The organism is Hymenobacter persicinus (assembly GCF_004167665.1).
Taxonomy (GTDB): domain Bacteria; phylum Bacteroidota; class Bacteroidia; order Cytophagales; family Hymenobacteraceae; genus Hymenobacter; species Hymenobacter persicinus.
The window spans coordinates 1-19,342 of record NZ_SEWE01000033.1 but is presented as its reverse complement, the minus strand read 5'-3'; the positions used below and the strand labels follow the sequence as shown (position 1 = coordinate 19,342).

Below are 19,342 nucleotides of genomic sequence, written 5' to 3'. Positions count from 1 at the left end.
GGCGGCTTTTTTCGTATAGCCCGAACCAGTTACTGGGCCGGCCGGGCTTCGGTGACCATGCTTTTCTGCTGAAAGGCCAGGCTGCGCTCGGGCAGTACGTAGCGGATGGTGCGGGTACCGCCGCTGGGGCAGCAGTTGGCGTCGGCGGGCAGGTAGATAGGGAAGGAGCGAACCAGCTCCCGGCCGACTACCCGGAACTTGTCTTGGCCCTGGTAGCCCTGGGCGGCGGCCCCGGCCAGCTTGGGCAGGGGTGCCATTCTTTCCCAGTCCTGGCCGCCAAACCAGTAGCCGCGCACGTCGCCGTAGGAGCCGCTGCCCACGCCTTCGGTGAAGACCAGCAGCTCGTCGCCGGGGCCGGTGGTCAGCTTGGCCAGCTGGGCATCCTGCACTTCGCCCAACAGGGTGTCCTGGGCGGTGGTCAGCTCCCGGCCGTCCTGCGCGGCGCGCACGCTCAGCTGGCGCTGCCCGACGGGGCCAGTGGTGGTAATCAGGTAGTTGTAGGGGCCGCTGGTCAGCTCCCTGCGAAAGCTGGGCCGCTCGGGCGCGGTGGCCGGAGCCGGGTTAATCGTGGTTGACTGGGGCTGGCTGTAGGTGGTTTCGCGGGTGCTGTCGCAGGCAGTAGCGGTGGCCAGCAGGGAAAGGGCCAGCAGGCGGTAAGAAGCGCGCATGGGGGAAAAGTAAGAACGGGAATGTAGCGGCTATACGCAAAGCGGCTTCTAGCGGCCGATTCCAGGCTTACTGAACCACTTTCACGCCTTTCCAAAACGCCACGCGCCCCTGAATTTCCTGGGCCGCGGGCTTGGGGTCGGGATAAAACCAGGCCGCATCCTTGTTGAGCTCCCCGTTGACGCGCACGGAGTAGTAGCTGGCCCGACCCTTCCAGGGGCAGGACGTGTGGGCAATGCTATCCTCAAAAAACTCGCGCTTGATGGCGTCGGCGGGGAAGTAGTGGTTGTTTTCCACCACCACGGTGTCGTTGCTCTCGGCAATGACGGTATCGTTCCAGATAGCTTTCATAGACCCGTGTAACCAGCAACAGGCGGCAAAGTTTGGCTCTTGGCCGAATGCCAGTGTCCCCGTATCTTTATAGCTGATTTCGAGTGCCCTATCCTTACCGCTGGCAACTTGGGGCCTTTATCCTCTTCTTTTTGTCTTCCCTGCTTCCTCTACGTGCATGATTAAAACTTTACGCTACGCACTTTTCGGGGCGTTTTGCAGTCTGCTACTGGCTCCCGCCGCGCAGGCCCAGACCCCGACCACCTTCCTGACCGAGAACTTCGAAGGGCCTACCTCCATTTTTACGGCCGTCAACGGCACCCAGGCCAATAAGTGGTTTGTGGGTGAGGCCCCCGGCAACGGCCCCACCACGGCGGGCTCCAAGGCGGCCTACATTTCCAACAACGCCACCGGCAGCACCTACGCCTACAGCCTGAGCAGCTTTAACGTCACGTATCTCTACACCGACGTGACGTTCCCGGCCGGGCAAAACCAGTTCGACCTGTCCTTCGACTGGAAGGCCATCGGGCAAAACAGCGCCCTGGCTCCCGACGACTACATGGGCATCTACCTGCTGCCGGCCGGCGCCACGCTCACGGCGGGCAGCACGCCGCAGTCGTCGAGTGCGGTGCTGGTGCGCAACGATTTTCACTCCCAGCCCACCTACTCCCGGGCGCTGGTGCGCCTGCCGACCGGCAACCAGCTGGCCGGCACCACCCGCCGCCTGGTGTTTATGTGGCGCAACGACGCCACCTTTGGGCAGCAGCCCCCGGCAGCTTTCGACAACGTGACCCTGACGGCCACCACCGTGCCCCCGCTCAGCGGCACCTACACCATCGACAACACCCAGCCCCTGACCGGGCGCAACTTCAACTCCTTCACGGCGGCCTTCGAGCGGCTGAACCTGACCGGCACCAGCGGTCCAACCACGTTTGAAGTGGCGGCGGGTCAGGTATTCACCGAAAATACCCCGTCCATCACCACCGGCGGCACGGGCGCGGCCCCCGTCGTGTTTCGGCGCAGTGGGAGCGGGGCCAACCCCGTGATTGAGTCGGGCTTCGGGGCCTCGGCCGGCGTGGCCATCGTGGGAGCCGACTGGCTCACGTTCGACGGCATCGACGTGCGCAGCAAGTTCAACAGCCCCCTGCCCAACGGTTACCTCGTCACGGCCCAGCAGTCGGGAACCAACGGGGCCCGTCACATCACCATCCGCAACGCCACCATTGCCCTGACCCGCTCGGCGGTGGGCAGCTCGGCCCCGGCGGCGGCCGGCATTCGGCAGTACAACGTGGGCTTCGCCTCCGACACGGCCGGGCTGAACCGGGACCTGCTCTACGAAAACCTGACCATCAGCAACTGCATCTACGGCGTGCGCCTGACCGGCTCCGATGCGGCCTTCCCCGACGAGAAAGTGACCGTGCGCAACGTGAGCGTGAGCACCGGCACGCTCGACAGCAGCTGGGAGCTCTTTGGCTTCGTAATCCAGCACGTGAAGGGCCTGACCCTGGTCAATAACGCCGTGCGCGGGCTGCGCTCCACCTCCGGCGCCCGGGGCATCGACCTGCGCGACCTGCAGGGCACCGGCCCGCTGGCCTGCCGGGTGACTGACAACCAGATCTACGAGCTGCAGCTGGTCAGCCCGGGCACCACGTTTTCGGGCTACTACATCTGGGGGCTGATCTTCAACCAGGGCTCCAACATTCCGCCCGTCGAGCTGCGCATCCAGAACAACGAAATCCGGGACCTGAGCCTGGACTACTTCGGCACCGCTACCGCCACCCGCAACGTGGCCGGACTGTCGGTGATTCTGAGCGTGCCGGGCGTGGGCAGCCGCTTCGAGGTGTGGCACAATAGCGTCCGCCTCACCGGCACGGGCGTGCGCTACATCACGGCCGCCTTCGACTGCTCGGTGTTTGCCCCCGAAGCTCAGGCCGCGCTGAGCGTGCGCAACAACGTGTTTAGCAACGAGGTGGGCGCCCAGACCGGCGTGGCCAAGCACTACGCCTGGTATTCGCCCTATGCCAGCTTCGTGCCCGCCCGGGCCGTGGCCGATTACAACGACCTGGTGGTGACGGACCCGGCCAACGGCTACGTGGCCCGCCACAGCACCCTCGACGCGGCCACGCTGGCCGACTGGCGCGCCAGCAGCGGGCAGGATGCCCACTCGGTCAGCCTGAATCCGCAGTTTGCCGCGGGCACGGCCCTGCGCCCCGTCAACCTGGCCCTCGACAACATGGCCCAGCCCCTGGGCGTGCCCACCGACCTGACCGGAAACCTGCGCAGCCCCAGCCGCCCCGACCTGGGCGCCTACGAGTTCGGTACCATTGCCCTGGCAACGAAGCCCGGATCAGCCGCCGCGGTACTGGGCGCTTTCCCGGTGCCCTTCGCCGATAAGCTGACCCTGACCGTGCCAGCCACCGCCGCGGGCGCCGCCCGGTTGCAGCTCTGCGACGCCGCCGGCCGCGTAGTGCGCCAGCAGGCCCTATTGCTGACTACGGCCGGGCGCGCGGAGCTGAGCGGGCTAAGCCAGCTGCCCGCTGGCCTCTACTGGTTGCGGTTGACGACGGCCGCCGGGCAGCAGTACCGGGTGCGGGTGCAGCACTAAGTAACGCCTGGCCCGGTAGCTGCCTACGGGCGGGGCGAGGTTCTATCCTTTCTTGATCTATCATGCAAAAATTTGCTTCCCGGCTGCTGGGCGCCCTGCTGCTGCTGGGCGCCTCACTCCCGGCCCGGGCCCAAGCCTCGGTGACGGTGTTCACTGAGGATTTCGAAACCCCCGGTCCGAATGGCCCCGGCTCGTTTACGGCCGTCAACGACCAGCTCTACAACCAGTGGACCAGCGGCTCGGCCGCCGGCAACGGGCCGCTGCTGCCCGGCACCCGGGCCGCCTATATCACCAACACCCTGGCCAGTCCGGTCGGCTCGTATTCGTACGCCACCACCCTGAGCAGCATCGTGCACCTGTACCGCGACATTGTGCTGCCCGCCGGCTTCAACACGTTTGAGGTATCGTTTGACTGGAAAAACCGGGGCGAGGCCACCGACTATATGTCGGTGTTTGCGCTGCCGCCCAGCTACGTGGTGCAAAGCTCGTTTGAGCCGGTTTTCCTGAAGGGTGGCAGCAAGCTGACGCCAGCTAGCGGCGGCTTGCAGGGCCAGGCCACTTACACCCGCAACACCTACACGATTCCCAACGGCCCCGTGCTGGCCGGCACCACCGTGCGACTGGTGTTTAGCTGGGTGAACAACAACGCCGGCGGCACCCAACCCCCGGCGGCCCTCGACAACGTGGTGGTAACGGCCCGCAACGTAGCCACGGGCCTGGCCGGCACCTACACCATCGACAACACGCTGCCGGCCAGCGCCACCAACTTCCCCTCGTTTACGGCCGCCGTCAGCCGGCTCAACCAGGCCCTGCCCACGGCGCCCGTGACCTTCAACGTGCCCAGTGGGCGGGTGTTTGCCGAGCAGGTGCCCCCGCTGGTCGTAGGTGGCACGGCCGCCGCGCCGGTAGTGTTCCGCCGAACCGGCAACTTAGTTAACCCGGTTATCACGGCCACTTCGGGCGCCATTCTCGACGTAGCCGGCGCCGACTACCTGACGTTCGACGGCATCGACGTGCGCGCGGCCGGCACCGGGCAGGGCCCCGCCTACGGCTACCGCATCCGCAACCTGACTCCCACCAACGGGGTGCGCCATTTGCTGGTCCAGAATGCCACCATCACCCTGAACCGAAGCTACCTGTCCTCGGCCGGAGTGGTGCAGGCCGCCAACGACAACAGCGGCAGCGTGTCGCCGGCCGACACCAGCGGCTGCAACGCCCATACCCATTACCACAACCTGCTGATTCAGAACTGCTACACGGGTTTTACCGTGTCGGGCTACACCAGTACGTGGTCGGAGTTTGACCTCGAAATTGACTACGTGGTGGTGGGCAACGGCACGGCCGGCGACATCGGCAACGGGACTTCGGGGGTGGTCGGCACTCAGCTCAGCAACGTGCGCAACCTGCGCTACCACCACAACCTAACCCAAGGCCTGCGCTGCACCGGCAGCGGGATTATCTACGGGCTGTTTTTGAGCAATGTGCAGGGCAGCGGGGCCGAGGCCTCGCAGGTGTACAACAACCGCATCCTCGACCTGCGGCAGACCAACCTGAACGTGGTCACCACCCAGGAGGCCGTGTACGGCATGTACCTGACCATGGGCTCGGGCACCACCGGCAGCCACGAAATCAACGTGTTCAACAACGAAATCAGCGGCCTCGCGCGCGGGTACTCAGCTACGGCACCCGGCACCCCGTCCTTTCTGATTCAGGGTATTTACGTGCCCACGCTCACCCAGCCCAGCCGGATGCTGCTGGCCAACAACACTATTGTGGTAGACGGCAGCGCCACGCCCAACGGCTCGAGCGTGGCCCTCAACGTGGGCAGCTTCGGCACGGCCCAGGGGCAGTTTACGCTCCGCAACAACCTGCTCGTGAACCTGACCGGAGCTCAAACCGCGGCCTCGGCCCGCCACGTGGCCCTGTACGCCACCAACCGCCAGCTCGGCGCCCCCGGCTCCAGCACCGACTACAACAACTTCTACCTGGCCAACCCCACCGGCGGCTTCGTGATGGGCAGCAGTACGGCTTCGTATCCTACGCTGCCTGAGTGGCAGGCCGCCTCCCTGCAGGACCAGCACGCCCACGACCTGAATCCGCAGTTTGCCAGCGCCACCTTCGTGCCGACCAACCCAGCCCTCGACAATCTGGCCCAGCCCCTGGCCGAGGTACCCCGGGACTTCGACAACCGCACCCGCTCCGCAACCACCCCCGACGTGGGCGCCTTTGAATTCCTGGCCACTGCCACGGCGACGACGACTCCGGCCCGGGCCGAGCTGGGCCTGCGGGCCTGGCCAAACCCCGCGGCCGGGCCGCTGACTGTTGCGGCTGGTGCCGGGGTGGCGGGGCAGCTGGAGCTGCTCGACCCGCTGGGTCGCCGCGTGGGCGAATCCCGGCCGCTGCCCGCTAACGGCGTGGTAAGCTGGCCTAGAGCGGAGAACCTACCGGCCGGCCTGTACCTGCTCCGCCTCATCCGGCCCGATGGGCAGCGCCAGACCCTGCGAGTGGTCCGGCAGTAGCAGAAGTAAAAAGGCTGCCCCCTGAGCTCCCGCCGACGGGATTTTCGAGGACTCTTTTGCCGAAAAACTGCCCCGGTGAACATTGCCCGCGGGCTGGTTGTTCTCAGAGCCTAATTCCTTTCCTATGGCTGCTGGTTTTCGTTTCCGGGATTTCGTGCCCGATGACTCGCCCGAAAAAGGCTTTGAGTCCCTGTTCAAGATCTTTATGCAACTGGTCACCATCACGTCCGGCGACGTGGGGGAGGCTTTGTCCTGGCTTAATGAGCTCGATAAGCAGTACGGCCTGACCGACAATGACTACGGCATGGGCAACTTCATCGAGGACCTGAAGAAAAAGGGCTACATCGATGAGAACGAGCAGGAGCGGGGCGCCTTTAAGATTACGCCTAAAACCGAACAGGGCATTCGCAAGAGTGCCTTGGAGGAAATCTTCGGCAAGCTCAAAAAGGGTAACTCCGGCAACCACCGCACGCCCCAGACCGGGCAGGGCGACGAGCTGAGCACCGACCTGCGCGAGTTTCGTTTCGGCGACGCCGTGGACCAGATTTCGATGACCGAAAGCATCCGCAACGCCCAGCTCAACCACGGACTGACCGACGAGTTTATGCTAGCTGAGGGCGACCTGGAAGTGCGCGAAACCGAGCACAAAACCCAGACCAGCACGGTCTTGATGATTGACATCTCGCACTCGATGATTCTCTACGGCGAGGACCGCATCACGCCCGCCAAAAAGGTGGCCATGGCCCTGGCCGAGCTCGTCAAGCAGAAGTATCCCAAGGACTTCCTCGACGTTATCGTGTTCGGCAACGATGCTTGGCCCATCACCATCAAGGACCTGCCCTACCTCGAAGTCGGGCCCTACCACACCAACACCGTGGCCGGCCTGGAGTTGGCCCTGGACCTGCTGCGCAAGCGCAAGACGCCCAACAAGCAGATCTTTATGATTACCGACGGCAAGCCTACCTGCCTTAAGGAAGGCAACGGCTACTACAAAAACTCCTTCGGCCTCGACCGCAAAGTGGTCAACAAGACTCTGAATCTGGCTGCCGCCGCCCGCCGCCTCAAGGTGCCCATCACCACGTTCATGATTGCCTCGGACCCGTATCTGCAGCAGTTCGTGGAGGAGTTTACCCAGGTCAATCAGGGCAAGGCCTACTACTCGGGCCTAAAAGGTCTGGGGCACCTAGTATTCGAAGACTATAAAAAAAACCGCCGCAAGACGCTGTAATAACCGGTTTGCTGGCTAACAAAAAAGGCCGTTCTGCTCAGCAGAACGGCCTTTTTTGTTAGCCGTTGAAAATCCTTAGGCCATGGCGCAAGCAACTAGGTTAACGCTCCTGTGCCCCCAGCGTGCGGGTGCCGGCGTAGTAGTACAGCTCGGCGCGGGCCTTTTCGTAGCTGGCCCGCAGGCTTTCCTGCTTGATGCGGAGCTCAATGAGCTTGGATTCGCGGGCGTTGATGAGGAAAATGGTGCTTTCACCCAGCTCGAATTTTTGCAGCTCGGCTTGGAGCAACTGGCGCTGGTTGGCAATGGTCTGAGCCTGCAATGTCAGCTGCCGCTCGTAAGCCTGCAGGCTATTATACACGGCCTGCACCTGGTTGACGATGGTGCGTCGGCTTTGCTGCTGCTCCAGGGTGGCATCCTGCACCTTTAGGCGGGCTTGCTGGAGCTTGCCGCGCTCCTGGCGCAAAAACAGCGGAAAGGCGAAGTCCACGCCCAGCTTGTAGTTGTTCAGCCCGAAATCGTAATAGGCTGGCACTTCGGGGCGGTAGAAGTCGCCGCGGCTGAGCAGGGTGCCGCTCACGTTGATTTTGGGCTTGAGCAGCTCCCGGCGGTAACGCTCCTCCACGCCCAGTTGCCGAATTTTGGCGTCGAGCTTGAGCAAGGTGGGATGGGCCACGGCGGCCTGGCGCTGCAGCTGGCCGAACTGAACCGTATCCACGGGCACCAGCATCGGGCGCTGGGGCACGGCGTAGGCGGGTAGCTCCACGGGCTGGGCATCCTTGTTCCACAGATGATTGGAGAGCAGCAGCCGGGCATTCTGCAGTTCCACCACCAACTGCTGGGCCTGGAGCTGGCGGTCCTGCACCGTGATGCTGGCTTCCACCGAGTCGATGGGGGCCTGGTCGCCGAGCAGGGCGCGGCGGCTGGTAGCCCGGAAGCGGGTGTCGGCCAGGGCCACGCCCTCCTGCACCAGCTGGGCCTGCTGGGAGGCGTAGTACCAATTCCAATAGTCCTTCACGGCCTGCAGCCACACCTCGTTGATCTGCTTGACTTGGTCGGCCTCGGCGGCCTGCACCATAATGCGGGCCTGGCGCAGGGTGCTGCGGCGCGCATCAATGAGCAGGCCCTGACCCAGCGGCACCGACAGGCCCACGCCGGCCAGCCCGTCGAGGGGAGTGCGGTACTCGGGGTTCACGTAAGTGCCCACCATCCGGTCGTAGCCGGCCTTCAGGTCGATGCCACCGGGCCAGAGCGGGACTTTCAGCTCGTTGGCCCAACGGTTGTAGTAGTCGGTGCCCCCGAAGATTTTCCGGTCGAAGCCCGAGCCCAGCTTGGGGTCGAAGCCCCCGCGGGCGGCCAGCACCTGGGCCTGGGCGTCGGCGCTGAGCAGGGCGGCCTGCTTCACCAGCGGGTGGTTGGCGAATACCAGCTCGGCCAGGTCCTGGAGCGAAAACACCCGCGCCGTGTCCGCGGCGGGCGGGTCGGTGGCCAGCTGCCGGGTCTGGAGCGGAGCGGGCGTGAGGCCGGCCGCGCGCCGGGGCAGAGCCGGCGTCTGGGCCAGAGCGCCCAGGCTCAACAGCGTCAGCAGAGCAGCAATAGGTAGTGTAAGGTTGATGGGGGCTGGTTTTTGGGTGAGGTAGGGCCAAAAACCAGAAACCAACCACCAAAAACCAGTCGTTCGTTTCTTCATAGGGCCTACTTCTTGTCGGCTTGCGCCTTGATGGGGGCCTCGCTCGGGGCGGCCTGCAGGCTGGGCGGGAAGCCGTTGAGCTGCCGCCAGATTTCGTACCACACCGGCACCGAGTCCAGAATCACCCAGCCGTAGACGCCCGAGCCCAGCCGCAGCTGCGCCGGCCAGGCCGGGTCCTGGTTGTTCTGGCGGTCGGGGCGCACCAGCAGGCGGTACTTGCCGTTGGTGGTGCTCACCACGTCAATCACCGTGACGGTGCCGCCGAACGTGCCCACGGCCACCGAGGGCCAGCCCGAAAACTGCACTGCGGGCCAGCCGTCGAACTGCAGGCGCACGGGGCGGCCCCGCTGGATCAGAGGCACGTCCATGGCCCGCACGTAGAGTTCCACGGCCAGCACGGGCGCGTCGGGCTGCAGGGTGGCCAACGATTCGCCCTCCTTGATGGTCTCGCCGATACCGGCCTTGAGCGTGCGCACCACGTAGCCGTCCTGGGGGGCGCGCACCACGTACAGGCCGCGGCGCACCTCCACGTTGCTGATCTTGTTGCGCAGCGCCGCCACTTCGCCCTCCGACGAGGCCCGGCTCGATACGGCCGAACTGCGGTCCGACAGGGTTTTGGCCAAGTCCTGCTCGTACTTGGCGCGCAGGTTGCTCAGCTCGATGTTCGCGTTGGCCAACGACTGCTGGGAGTTGAGCAGCTTGTTGCGCTGGGCCGTCACCTTGGCCTGGTCTTCCTGGAGCTTGAGGCGGCGGGTTTCGATGTCAGTGAGGGAAAACAGACCGTTTTTGTAGCCTTCCTCGTAGCGGGCCAGGCGGGAGAGGGCCACCTGGTAGAAGTTGCGCACGGCCACTAGGTCGGCCGAGTCGATGCGGACGGTGTTGCGGGCCTGGGTGACGCGGTTGCGGGCCGCGTCGAGCTGCACGTTCAGGGTCAGGCGCAGGGCTTGAATCTGCTGGTCGGTGGCCTCGATTTTGGCCGCGTTGGCCGCCACGTTGCCCTGCTTGGCCGCCAGCTGCTCACCCAGGCGCTGGGGCAGGTTGGGGTCGAAGTACTCGTCCTTGATTTCGGAAATGGTCAGCAGCGTGTCGCCGCGCTTCACCAGCTGGCCTTCGCGCACGGCCCAGCGCTCAATGCGGCCCGCAATGGCGTTCTGCACGGTCTGGGGCCGGTCCTCGGGGCTGAGCGTGGTGAGCGAGCCGGTGCCCTCGATGGTCTGGCGCCAGGGCAGAAACAGGATGACCAGGAAAATCACGCCCACGGCCGTGAGCACCCGGGCCAGGGTGCGGGCCCCGTTGGCGCTGAGCAGCTGCCGGCGCGAGTGCTGCAACTCTTCGTGCCAGATGGAGTCGTCGACGTTCTCGTTGGAGATATTAAGCATGGGCGTCGGCGGAATGAGGGTGAACGAGGGGCAGATCCGTGACGGCGGCCAGCTTCTCCACGCCCGTGAGCATGTCGAAGACGGTAGCCACGCCGGTCATCAGCTTCTCAATCGAGCTGCTGATCTGCACGATAAGCACCTCGGCGGCCACAAACTGCCCCAGCGTCATCTGCCGCGACACCACGAACAGGGTGCCGGCAATGAGCAGGCCGCCGGTGAGCACCGTGCGCAGGGCAATGGCCCACTTGTAGTAGCTTTTGAGCACCCGAAAATGGTCGTTGCGGGCGCGCAGGTACTTGGCCGTCAGCTCGTCGGTGCGGGTCAGCACCACGTTGGGCGTGACGGCGCTGGCGCGGAGCTGGGGCAAGTCGGCGGCCACCTGCTGGAGCCAGTCCACCGTCTCGTACTTGTAGGCCGACTCCTCAATGCTGGTTTTCAGAGCCCGGCGGTAGTTGAGGGTGTAAATCAGGGCCAGCAGCACCAGAATGGTCAGGCCCAGGCCCACGAACACGGGGTGGTAAAACGAGAGCACAATGACGCCAAACAAGATCTGGATGCCGGCAAACATCAAATCAATCAGCAGCTTGGTCAGGCCCTTCTGCACGGTCAGCACGTCGAAGAAGCGGTTGACCAGCTCCGGCGGGTTTTCGCCCTCCAGAGCCTTGGGGTCGATGCGGGGCAGGCGGTAGGCGTACTCGATGGCGGCCTTGGCAAATAGGCGCTGCTCCATGGCTTCCACCAGCGTAAACTGCCCAATCAGCAGCAGCCCGGCCAGCAGCACGCCCACGACCACCACCCCAATCAGGATGTAGGTGGAGCTGAACACGGCCCCGGTCGAAACCAGGTTGAACACGGCCTGAGTGCCCAGGGGCAGGGTCAGGCTGATCAGGCCGGTGGCAATGGCGTAGAACAGGATGTAGCGGATGGCGCGGCGCTCGGGCTCGAGCATGCGGACCAGCCGCTGCCAGGGCGTGGGGGGAGGTAAAGCCAGATGTTTGGTGGCCATGGGGAAGAGTGTGGTTCGAAATGAGGCTGGGCACCCGCGGCCGGCCGTTAAGCTCAACCGTACTTGGCGGCCGAAGGTTACGCCGGGTCGGGCCCGGGCCAGCGGGCCTAGCCGCCCGCAAAACCGGGCCGCCACGGGTAAAAAACCGTTCCGGCGGGCGCCAGCTGATTGTGCCACAAAATTAGAGCCCACAACGCGGAGGCTTCTTAAAACCGAATTAAATCGGTTTTTTATCCCCATTTTTAATCCCAGGCTAATCTGGCGGCCCTGGCCGGCCGGCACCAAAACGGCCGCCCCGGGCCGGGTTGGTCGTCGGGCTAAAGTCTGTCGGGCCGCAACTGCTGGGTGAGGGCGAGGCGGTCCTAGCGGTGCGCCTCGAACCAACGGGGGGCTTAGGCAGTTATACCAGTATCCTTCCGCGCCCTGGCTACCACGCTGCCGGGCGCCGCACTATTCCCTCTCTATGAACCGAATTGACATTCGCACCCTCGGCGACCTGAAGAAGTCCGGCTACCAGCCCCGCTCCGTGAAGCAGGAACTCCGGGATAATCTTATTGCCAAGCTCCAGGCTAAAGAAGACGTGTTTCCCGGCATCTTTGGCTACGAGGAAACCGTAATTCCGGACCTGCAGCGCGCCATTCTGAGCATGCACCACATCAACCTGCTGGGGCTGCGCGGGCAGGCCAAAACCCGCATTGCCCGCCTGCTCGTGGAGCTGCTCGATGAGTATATTCCGGTGGTGGAAGGCTCCGAGCTCAACGACGACCCCTTGCAGCCGCTGAGCATCTACGCCAAAAACCTCATTGCCGAAAAAGGCGACGCCACGCCCGTAAGCTGGCTGCACCGCTCCGACCGCTACACCGAGAAGCTGGCCACCCCCGACGTGTCGGTGGCTGACCTCATCGGCGACGCCGACCCCATCAAAGCCGCCACGCTGAAACTGCCCTACTCCGACGAGCGGGTAATTCACTTCGGCCTGATTCCCCGCTCGCACCGCGGCATCTTCGTCATCAACGAGCTGCCCGACTTGCAGGCCCGCATCCAGGTGTCGCTGTTCAACATCCTGCAGGAAGGCGACATCCAGATCCGGGGCTTCAAGGTGCGCCTGCCCCTGGATATCCAGTTCGTATTCACGGCCAACCCCGAGGACTACACCAACCGGGGCTCCATCGTGACCCCGCTCAAGGACCGCATCGACTCCCAGATTATCACCCACTACCCGAAATCCATCGAAATCGGCAAGCGCATCACCCGGCAGGAGGCCCGCATCAAGGAGGCCCAGGACGGGATGGTGACGACCAACGAAATCGTGCGCGACCTGGTGGAGCAGGTGGCCGTGGAGGCCCGCTCCTCGGAGTTCGTGGATGCCAAGAGCGGGGTGTCGGCCCGCCTGACCATTGCCGCCTACGAGAGCCTGATCAGCGCCGCCGAGCGGCGGGCATTGATCAACGGGGAAAAGAAAACCTACGTGCGCATTGCCGACTTCCTGGCCGCCGTGCCCGCCCTCACCGGTAAGGTGGAGCTGGTCTACGAAGGCGAGCAGGAGGGCGCGGGCCTGGTGGCCGAAAAGCTGATGGGTAAGGCCATCCGCACCCTGTTCCTGAACTACTTCCCCGACCCCGACAAGCAGAAGAAAAAGAAGAGCATTCCGAACCCCTACAAGGAGGTGCAGGACTGGTTCAGCGCCGGCAACACCGTCGACGTGCTCAGCGACGCCTCGGATAAAGACTACCACGCCGCCCTGGAGCAGGTGCCCGGCCTGCGCAACATCGTGACCTTCCTGCACCCCAACGAGGACAAGGAAACGACCTGGTTTTTGATGGAATTCTGCCTGCACGGCCTGGCCGAGCACAGCCTGATTTCGCGCAACCGCGTGCAGAGCGGCACCCAGTTCAAGGACCTGCTCTCCTCCATGTTCACCATGCCCAGCTTCGGCGGGGATGAAGACGAGGACGACGAGGACGAGAAGCCCCGGCGGCGGCGGTAAGGGTGTATCGCGAACTTGGTAGTTCGCGTACCCCGTGCCATTCGTGTCGTTCAGGCACGCGAACTACCAAGTTCGCGCTACTGCCAACCCAATCGCCCCGCGTGCCGAAAGGTGCGCGGGGCGTTTGTGGTTAACGTCTGGTCAGGTTTTGTAGCTTATTTTTTAGTTTTTGAAAAATAAGCTACAAAAACCCTGACTCGGTTCTCAGCTGGGAAACGAGGCGCGGAATTCCAGCGGCGACTGGCTGGTTTTGGTCTTGAACAGCTTGCTGAAGGAGGGCACGTGCTCGAAGCCCAGCTCGTAGGCAATTTCGCTGACGGTCCGGGTGGTGGTCGACAGCTTCTCCTTGGCTTTGGCAATCAGCCGGGCGTGAATGTGCTGCTGGGTGTTTTGCCCGGTTGTCACCCGCAGCAGATTGCTCAGGTACTTAGGCGAAAGGTGCAGGCAGTCGGCCACGTAGTGCACGGTGGGCAGGCCTCGTTCCGGCAAGTCAGGGCTGTTGAAATAGGCTTGCAGCAGGGTTTCCAGCCGTTCGAGCACCTCGTGGTTGGCCTTTTCGCGGGTCAGAAACTGGCGGTGATAAAACCGGTCGGCGTACTGCAGCAGGCTTTCCAGGTGCGAAACGATAATCGGCTTGCTAAACTGGTCGATGGGGGAGGCATATTCCCGCTGGATGGCGAAGACGAGACTCAGAATGGCTTCCTCCTCCTTGGCGGAAAGAAACAGGCCTTCCCGGAGCGAGTAGTCCCAGAAATCATACTGCTGGATGGTCTGGGCCAGGGGCGTATTCCACAGAAAGTCGGGATGGAGGTACACCACCCACCCGGATTTCTCGACGTCCTCTGCCTTGTCGGCCACGGCGAGGCTGAATACCTGATTGGGCGCCATGAACGAGAGGATGCCTTCGTTGAAGTCGAACGAGTGCTGCCCGTACTGCATGTGCACATTGCGCATGCGCTTGATGGAAATGCAGTAGAAGTCGAAGACCAGGCTCGCCGGCTCCGCACTGGTCAGGGGGGGCACGGTGCCCACGTCTACCACGCTCAGCAGCGGATGCTGGGGCTTGGGCAGCTGCCGAAACTCGTGAAACTCGCTTATCGTGGTGAATCGTCTCATGCCGGCTCGTCGTTGGGGCTGATGTGCAGCACCAGCTTGCCTTGTACGTGCCAGGTCTGGCTTTCGCGGTGGGCCTCGGCCACCTGCGCCAGCGGATACACCCGGCTGACCACCACCCGCACCTGGCCCGCGTCAATCAGCCGGGCTATTTCCTGCAGCCAGTCCTGCCGGGGCTGGTTGGGCGCCAGCTCGCCGGTGGCCGGCCGGCTGGCCAGGGCTGTCTGCATCGCCTCGTCGAAGGGGAAGTCGAGGTTGACGCTGACGAAAGTGCCGCCCGGCTTCAGCACGCTCACCGCCTTCACCCGCGCCGCATTGTCGCGCAGGGGCGAGGCTTCCAGCACCAGGTCCACGTCGCGCACAAAGTCCTCCACCGGCTGCGTGCGGTAGTCCAGCACCTCGTCGGCTCCCAGCTGCCGCAGATACTCCAGGTTGCCGGCCGAAGCCGTGCCGATAACGTACGCCCCCCGGGCCTTGGCAAACTGCACGGCGAAGCTGCCCACGCCCCCCGAGGCGCCCTGAATCAGCACGCGCTGACCGGCCTGCAGCCGGCCGTGCCCGAACAGGCCGCTCCAGGCCGTGAGGCCGGCCAGCGGCACTGCGGCGGCCTCGGTGAAGCCGATGGTTTTCGGCTGGTAGGCAAACTGGCTGGCTTTGGCCGCGCAAAACTCGGCGTAGCTGCCGTTGCCGGGGAAGTTGGGAATGCCGTACACGGCGTCGCCCTTCCGAAACCCGGTGACCGCGCTGCCCAGCTCTTCCACCACGCCGGCCGCATCCCAGCCCAGGGTCAGCGGCAGCGTCAGGTAGGGGCGCAGCACGTCGTTGCCGCCTTCCCGCACTGCCCAGTCGACCGGGTTGACGCCGCTGGCCCGCACCCGGATCAGGATTTCGTCGGCCGCCGGCACCGGCCGCGCTACTTCTTCCAGGTGCAGGACCTCGGGCCCGCCAAAGGCATGAATTCGTACTGCTTTCATAAGAAGGGGTTTGAAGTTGATGAACGATACAAAGGTCGGTGCCGCCGCGGCCGACGGCTTAGCCGAAATGCCCTTTGTCTTAGCCAGAATGCCGCCGCGAGCCTTCCCCGCGGCCAGGCTCGTGCATACTCAAAACGCCCCGCCTACCGAAAGGTGCGCGGGGCGTTTTGAGTATGCACGATTGTAGAGACGCATATTTGCGTCTCGGCGTGCACGCCAGCCGACCGATTGTCGTTCAACGATTGAGACGCAAGTATGCGTCTCTACACCCAATCGCCCCGCGTGCCGACAGGTGCGCGGGGCGTTTGACGTTGGGCATAGCCATGTTTTGTAGGTTATTTTTCGTTTATTGAGAAATAACCTACAGAAAAGACAGTGCCTCGCAAGTCCATTCCTTCCACCACACTGCTGGCCCAAGTGCGCAAATACTTTGGCTTAGAGCAGCAGGAGCTCGCCGCCTACTTAGGCATCACGGGTGCCCATGTTGGCCACCTCGAAGCCGGCCGCCGGGCCATTACCAGCCGCGTCTTGCTGCGCCTGCACCCCCTGGCCGCCCGGCTGCCCCCTGATGCTCCGGCCCGACCCGCGCCGCCCGCACCCGAGGTGCCCCCGCCGGGCCTCCCCGCCGCCGACTTACTGGAGGCCCGCCTCGACACCTGCTGCCACCAGGCTGCCAAGCTCCGGCGGGAGCTGCGGAAGCTGGCCATGATCCAGGCCGGGGCCCGGCGCTGGCTGGAAGTGCTGCCCGGTCTGCTGGCCGCCCCCGCGTTGCCCGAGGTCCTGACCACGCCTGGTGAGGCCACCCGTACCCGGCAGTGGCTGCTGAGCCGGCAGGAGCAGGCCCACGCCACCCTGCACGACCCCGCCGACGCGGCCCGCTACCACCTGCTGCGCCTGCGGGCCGAGGCCCTCGAGGCCGAGGCCGCCGGGCTGGCCGCGCTGCTGGGCGACAGGGCGGGGGCGCGGCCAGCCTAGTGCTACTACCAGGATTTGAATTTCTAGTGCTGGCACTAATGCACGGGATAAAACCGGGCCTTACGTTTAGGGAATTCTATTTTTCACCCTAACCCCTTACCCGTTATGGCACTTGACCTAACCCTGCTCACCACCCGCGCCGAGTGCGACGACGTCCTCCAGGACCTCGAAGCCGAGCTGGAAACCTACCAGCACCGCGACTCCAACCTGAGCTACACCGATAGCCGGGTCGCCCGCAGTAAAGCCGAAACCGGGGCCCAGCTGCTCCAGGTGGAAGCCGAAATCGGCATGTACACCGGCATGCTCGCCACGCCCGGTATCTCGGCCAGCCTGCGCAAGCAGTACGAAACCAAGCTGCGCCGGGCCAACGACCGGCGCGACAACCTCCGCGACCAGGGCGGCGCCCGCAGCGCCCCGGCCCGGGTGCTGGCCGCCATCGACGCCGAGCAGATAGATGCCCAGGTCAGCGTGCTGACGGCCGCCCAGAGCCAAGTGACCAGCCACCGCGCCACGCTGGCGGCTTAAGCGCCCCGCGTTCCGCCCTTGCTGAGTGCCCCCGTATTGTTAGGCTACCCTTCCTATTGCAGTTTCTGACGGCCGTCTTGCGCAAGCAGGGCGGCCGATTTTGAAGTGGCCGCGCCATGTTAGGGAGAAAAGTTCCGCCATTCGCCCAGCCGAAAAGCTGTTCGGCGAGGAAAACACCCCGTTCGCACAGGCGGGGCGGGGGCTGGCTGAAAAGGGCGAAAAAACCGGATTCGGCGCCGTTGCTTTGTATCATTCCAACGGCCCAACGGCGCTTCGGAACTTTCCTTCAGACTCTTCGCAACCTCTTCAATCTTCCCCGTCATGAACGCTTCGCTTCTCGCCCGCCTCGCCTCGCTGTTCCTCGTTGTTGCCCTGCTCGCCGCCAGTGCTCCGGCAATGGCCAGCCGCTCGCCCTACGTGCGGGCCGTGAGCAAAGGCCGCGTAGCGCTGCATCGCCCCAACTACAAGCAATACAATGCCAACCACAATCGTTGGTTCTTCCAGCGCTGGTAAGCAAGCCGGCGCGCTACGCCGCTAGGTTTTTCACACGCTCTCTATTGCACGCTAAAAGCCGCTTGTCCGCAAGCGGCTTTTTTGCGTCCGGGCCGGCGGGCTCGGCTGCCGCATTTGGGAGCCAAAGGCCACCGCCCGGTGGGGGAAGCGGTGGTGGGCCCCAGTGGGGAAAACAGGCCGCCTGCGCCCGGGCAATAATCGTTCGGATAGAATATTCGGCCTCTCGCATAGAGCCCCCGCCAGCCGGGCTAAAAAGCCAGCCCCAGTCTCGGCGGCGGTGTTGCTTTGACTCATTCCAACGGCCCACCGGCGGCCCCGGAAAGTCCCGCAACCACTTCCCAACCCTACACACCTGTTCTGCCCATGAAAGCTTCCCTCGTCCTGCGCTTCGCCTTTTTGCTCTTCGCCCTGACCGTGCTCGTGCCCGCTTCCCCAGCGGCCGCCGCCGACCGGTCGCCCTACGTGCGGGCCGTCAGCAAGGGGCGCGTTGTTTTGCACCGGCCCAACTACAAAGTATACCGCGGCAGCCAGCCCCACGGCCCGCTCTACCGCTTCTTCCACCGCTAGGCTCCCGCGCCGGGCCCGCCTTGGGGCTCGCGCATAAAAAAAGCCGCTGGCAGACCAGCGGCTTTTTGGGGCTTTATCTAAAAAGAAGCCTAGGCCTCCTCACGCACGACAATCTTCTGAATCTCGTCGTTGGGCTTGATCTGGTCGATAACGTCGACGCCTTCCACGACTTTGCCGAATACGGTGTGCACCCCGTCGAGGTGAGCCGTGTTCTGGCGGTCATGGACGATGAAGAACTGGGAGCCGCCGGTGTTTTTGCCGGCGTGGGCCATGCTCAGCGCGCCCCGCTCGTGGTACTGGTGGCCGCCCTTGGTTTCGCACTCAATTTTGTAGCCGGGGCCGCCGGTGCCGGGCGTGCCCTTGGCGCCGTCGCGGGAGTTGGGGCAGCCGCCCTGAATCACGAAGTTGGGAATGACGCGGTGAAACTTGAGGCCGTCGTAAAAGCCTTTCTCGGCCAGGTCAGTGAAGTTTTTCACCGTCTTGGGGGCGTCCTGGTCGTAGAACTCCACTTTCATAACACCTTTGCTGGTGTGGATTTCGGCAGTTTTCATGCGGAAGAAAGAAATGGTAGATGGAAAAGTAACCCCGGGCTATACGGGCCGCAGCCCCGCGGGGTCGGTGGCAAAGGTAGCCAATATCGGCCGCGGGCTGAACATCCGGCCTACGGCGGAGTTTCGTAAGCAGAATTACCATATCGGAAACTGAATATCCCGATATTGGCCCCAACTCAACCATCTCCACCAGTTCCAATCCCAACCCCGTTCCGTTTCCGATGAAAAAGACTCTGCGCGACGTCTCCCTCGCTTTCGGCGCTGCCGGCCTGCTGGCCGCCGGCCTCAGCAGCTGCGGCGACCCCAAAACCACCGAAACCACCACCGCCACCGAAGCCGCCGTCATTGCCGACTCGGCTAACATGTCGACCGACTCGGCCCGCATGGGCAAGCCCGAGGGCGTGATGGTGGACGGCGTGGCCATGACGCCCGACAAAACCATTATCCAGAATGCCGTGCAGGCTGCCAGCGTGAGCACGCTCATCAAGGCCGTGTCGGCCGCCGACCTGGGCGGCACCCTCAGCGGCCCCGGCCCGTTCACGGTGTTTGCGCCCACCAACTCGGCTTTCATCTCCCTGCCTAAAGGCGCGCTGGATGGCCTGATGAAGCCCGAGAGCAAGGAAAAGCTCAAGGGCGTGCTGACCTACCACGTTATTGCCGGCCGCCTGCTGGCCTCCGACCTCAAGGACGGCCAGGAGCTGACCACCATGAACGGTG

The 19,342-nt window shown here is 64.1% G+C and carries 17 protein-coding genes; 9 read left to right on the top strand and 8 right to left on the bottom strand.

Annotated elements, in window-relative coordinates; genetic code table 11:
* Nucleotides 1-29 precede the first annotated feature (29 nt).
* Nucleotides 30-668 carry a hypothetical protein gene (locus EWM57_RS14780; protein ID WP_129921932.1) on the bottom strand — a complete coding sequence of 213 codons (639 nt, stop codon included), beginning with the start codon at nucleotides 666-668 and terminating at the stop codon, nucleotides 30-32.
* Nucleotides 669-735: 67 nt separating this feature from the next.
* Nucleotides 736-1,017 (bottom strand): DUF427 domain-containing protein, encoded by a 282-nt coding sequence (locus EWM57_RS14775; RefSeq protein ID WP_129921931.1) that lies wholly within the window; start codon nucleotides 1,015-1,017, stop codon nucleotides 736-738.
* A gap of 157 nt (nucleotides 1,018-1,174) precedes the next feature.
* On the opposite strand from EWM57_RS14775, the gene EWM57_RS14770 reads away from it, so the two are divergent.
* The 3 genes from EWM57_RS14770 to EWM57_RS14760 all read left to right on the top strand — a co-directional run bounded on the left by EWM57_RS14770 (nucleotide 1,175) and on the right by EWM57_RS14760 (nucleotide 7,348).
* Nucleotides 1,175-3,601 carry a T9SS type A sorting domain-containing protein gene (locus tag EWM57_RS14770; protein WP_129921930.1) on the top strand — a complete coding sequence of 809 codons (2,427 nt, stop codon included), beginning with the start codon at nucleotides 1,175-1,177 and terminating at the stop codon, nucleotides 3,599-3,601.
* A 62-nt stretch (nucleotides 3,602-3,663) separates the two neighbouring features.
* Nucleotides 3,664-6,120, top strand: coding sequence for a hypothetical protein (locus tag EWM57_RS14765; protein WP_129921929.1), 2,457 nt, complete (start codon nucleotides 3,664-3,666; stop codon nucleotides 6,118-6,120).
* A 124-nt stretch (nucleotides 6,121-6,244) separates the two neighbouring features.
* Nucleotides 6,245-7,348: a vWA domain-containing protein gene (locus tag EWM57_RS14760; protein ID WP_129921928.1), complete on the top strand. Its 1,104-nt coding sequence runs from the start codon at nucleotides 6,245-6,247 to the stop codon at nucleotides 7,346-7,348.
* 100 nt (nucleotides 7,349-7,448) lie between these two features.
* On the opposite strand, the gene EWM57_RS14755 is transcribed toward EWM57_RS14760, so the two are convergent.
* The 3 genes from EWM57_RS14755 to EWM57_RS14745 are packed head-to-tail and all read right to left on the bottom strand — an operon-like array spanning nucleotide 7,449 to nucleotide 11,420.
* Nucleotides 7,449-9,005 (bottom strand): TolC family protein, encoded by a 1,557-nt coding sequence (locus tag EWM57_RS14755; RefSeq protein ID WP_242510082.1) that lies wholly within the window; start codon nucleotides 9,003-9,005, stop codon nucleotides 7,449-7,451.
* Nucleotides 9,006-9,040: 35 nt separating this feature from the next.
* Entirely contained in the window at nucleotides 9,041-10,414 is a 1,374-nt protein-coding gene (locus EWM57_RS14750) for an HlyD family secretion protein (RefSeq protein WP_129921926.1), read from the bottom strand.
* Nucleotides 10,407-11,420: an ABC transporter transmembrane domain-containing protein gene (locus EWM57_RS14745; RefSeq protein WP_129921925.1), complete on the bottom strand. Its 1,014-nt coding sequence runs from the start codon at nucleotides 11,418-11,420 to the stop codon at nucleotides 10,407-10,409. The genes EWM57_RS14750 and EWM57_RS14745 overlap by 8 nt, the downstream gene beginning before the upstream one ends.
* A 463-nt stretch (nucleotides 11,421-11,883) precedes the next feature.
* Here EWM57_RS14745 and EWM57_RS14740 point away from each other — a divergent pair, with 463 nt between their 5' ends.
* A complete protein-coding gene (locus EWM57_RS14740; protein ID WP_129921924.1) occupies nucleotides 11,884-13,407 on the top strand; it encodes a sigma 54-interacting transcriptional regulator in 1,524 nt (507 codons plus the stop codon).
* 204 nt (nucleotides 13,408-13,611) lie between these two features.
* Here EWM57_RS14740 and EWM57_RS14735 read toward each other — a convergent pair whose 3' ends face one another.
* Both EWM57_RS14735 and EWM57_RS14730 read right to left on the bottom strand, forming a co-directional pair.
* Nucleotides 13,612-14,523: a helix-turn-helix domain-containing protein gene (locus EWM57_RS14735; protein ID WP_129921923.1), complete on the bottom strand. Its 912-nt coding sequence runs from the start codon at nucleotides 14,521-14,523 to the stop codon at nucleotides 13,612-13,614.
* The gene (locus tag EWM57_RS14730; protein ID WP_129921922.1) at nucleotides 14,520-15,494 is read right to left on the bottom strand and encodes an NADP-dependent oxidoreductase; all 975 of its coding nucleotides are present in this window, start codon (nucleotides 15,492-15,494) and stop codon (nucleotides 14,520-14,522) included. The genes EWM57_RS14735 and EWM57_RS14730 overlap by 4 nt, the downstream gene beginning before the upstream one ends.
* A gap of 375 nt (nucleotides 15,495-15,869) precedes the next feature.
* Here EWM57_RS14730 and EWM57_RS14725 point away from each other — a divergent pair, with 375 nt between their 5' ends.
* The 4 genes from EWM57_RS14725 to EWM57_RS14710 all read left to right on the top strand — a co-directional run bounded on the left by EWM57_RS14725 (nucleotide 15,870) and on the right by EWM57_RS14710 (nucleotide 18,074).
* A complete protein-coding gene (locus EWM57_RS14725) occupies nucleotides 15,870-16,469 on the top strand; it encodes a helix-turn-helix domain-containing protein (RefSeq protein WP_129921921.1) in 600 nt (199 codons plus the stop codon).
* Between the two features lie 105 nt (nucleotides 16,470-16,574).
* Nucleotides 16,575-16,994, top strand: a complete 420-nt coding sequence (locus tag EWM57_RS14720) for a hypothetical protein (protein ID WP_129921920.1) — start codon at nucleotides 16,575-16,577, stop codon at nucleotides 16,992-16,994.
* 321 nt (nucleotides 16,995-17,315) lie between these two features.
* Nucleotides 17,316-17,507, top strand: coding sequence for a hypothetical protein (locus EWM57_RS14715; protein ID WP_129921919.1), 192 nt, complete (start codon nucleotides 17,316-17,318; stop codon nucleotides 17,505-17,507).
* A 363-nt stretch (nucleotides 17,508-17,870) separates the two neighbouring features.
* Nucleotides 17,871-18,074 (top strand): hypothetical protein, encoded by a 204-nt coding sequence (locus tag EWM57_RS14710; protein WP_129921918.1) that lies wholly within the window; start codon nucleotides 17,871-17,873, stop codon nucleotides 18,072-18,074.
* Nucleotides 18,075-18,163: 89 nt separating this feature from the next.
* Here EWM57_RS14710 and EWM57_RS14705 read toward each other — a convergent pair whose 3' ends face one another.
* The gene (locus EWM57_RS14705) at nucleotides 18,164-18,625 is read right to left on the bottom strand and encodes a peptidylprolyl isomerase (protein WP_129921321.1); all 462 of its coding nucleotides are present in this window, start codon (nucleotides 18,623-18,625) and stop codon (nucleotides 18,164-18,166) included.
* A gap of 221 nt (nucleotides 18,626-18,846) precedes the next feature.
* Here EWM57_RS14705 and EWM57_RS14700 point away from each other — a divergent pair.
* On the top strand, nucleotides 18,847-19,342 hold a 496-nt coding region (locus tag EWM57_RS14700), incomplete at its 3' end, for a fasciclin domain-containing protein (protein WP_129921917.1).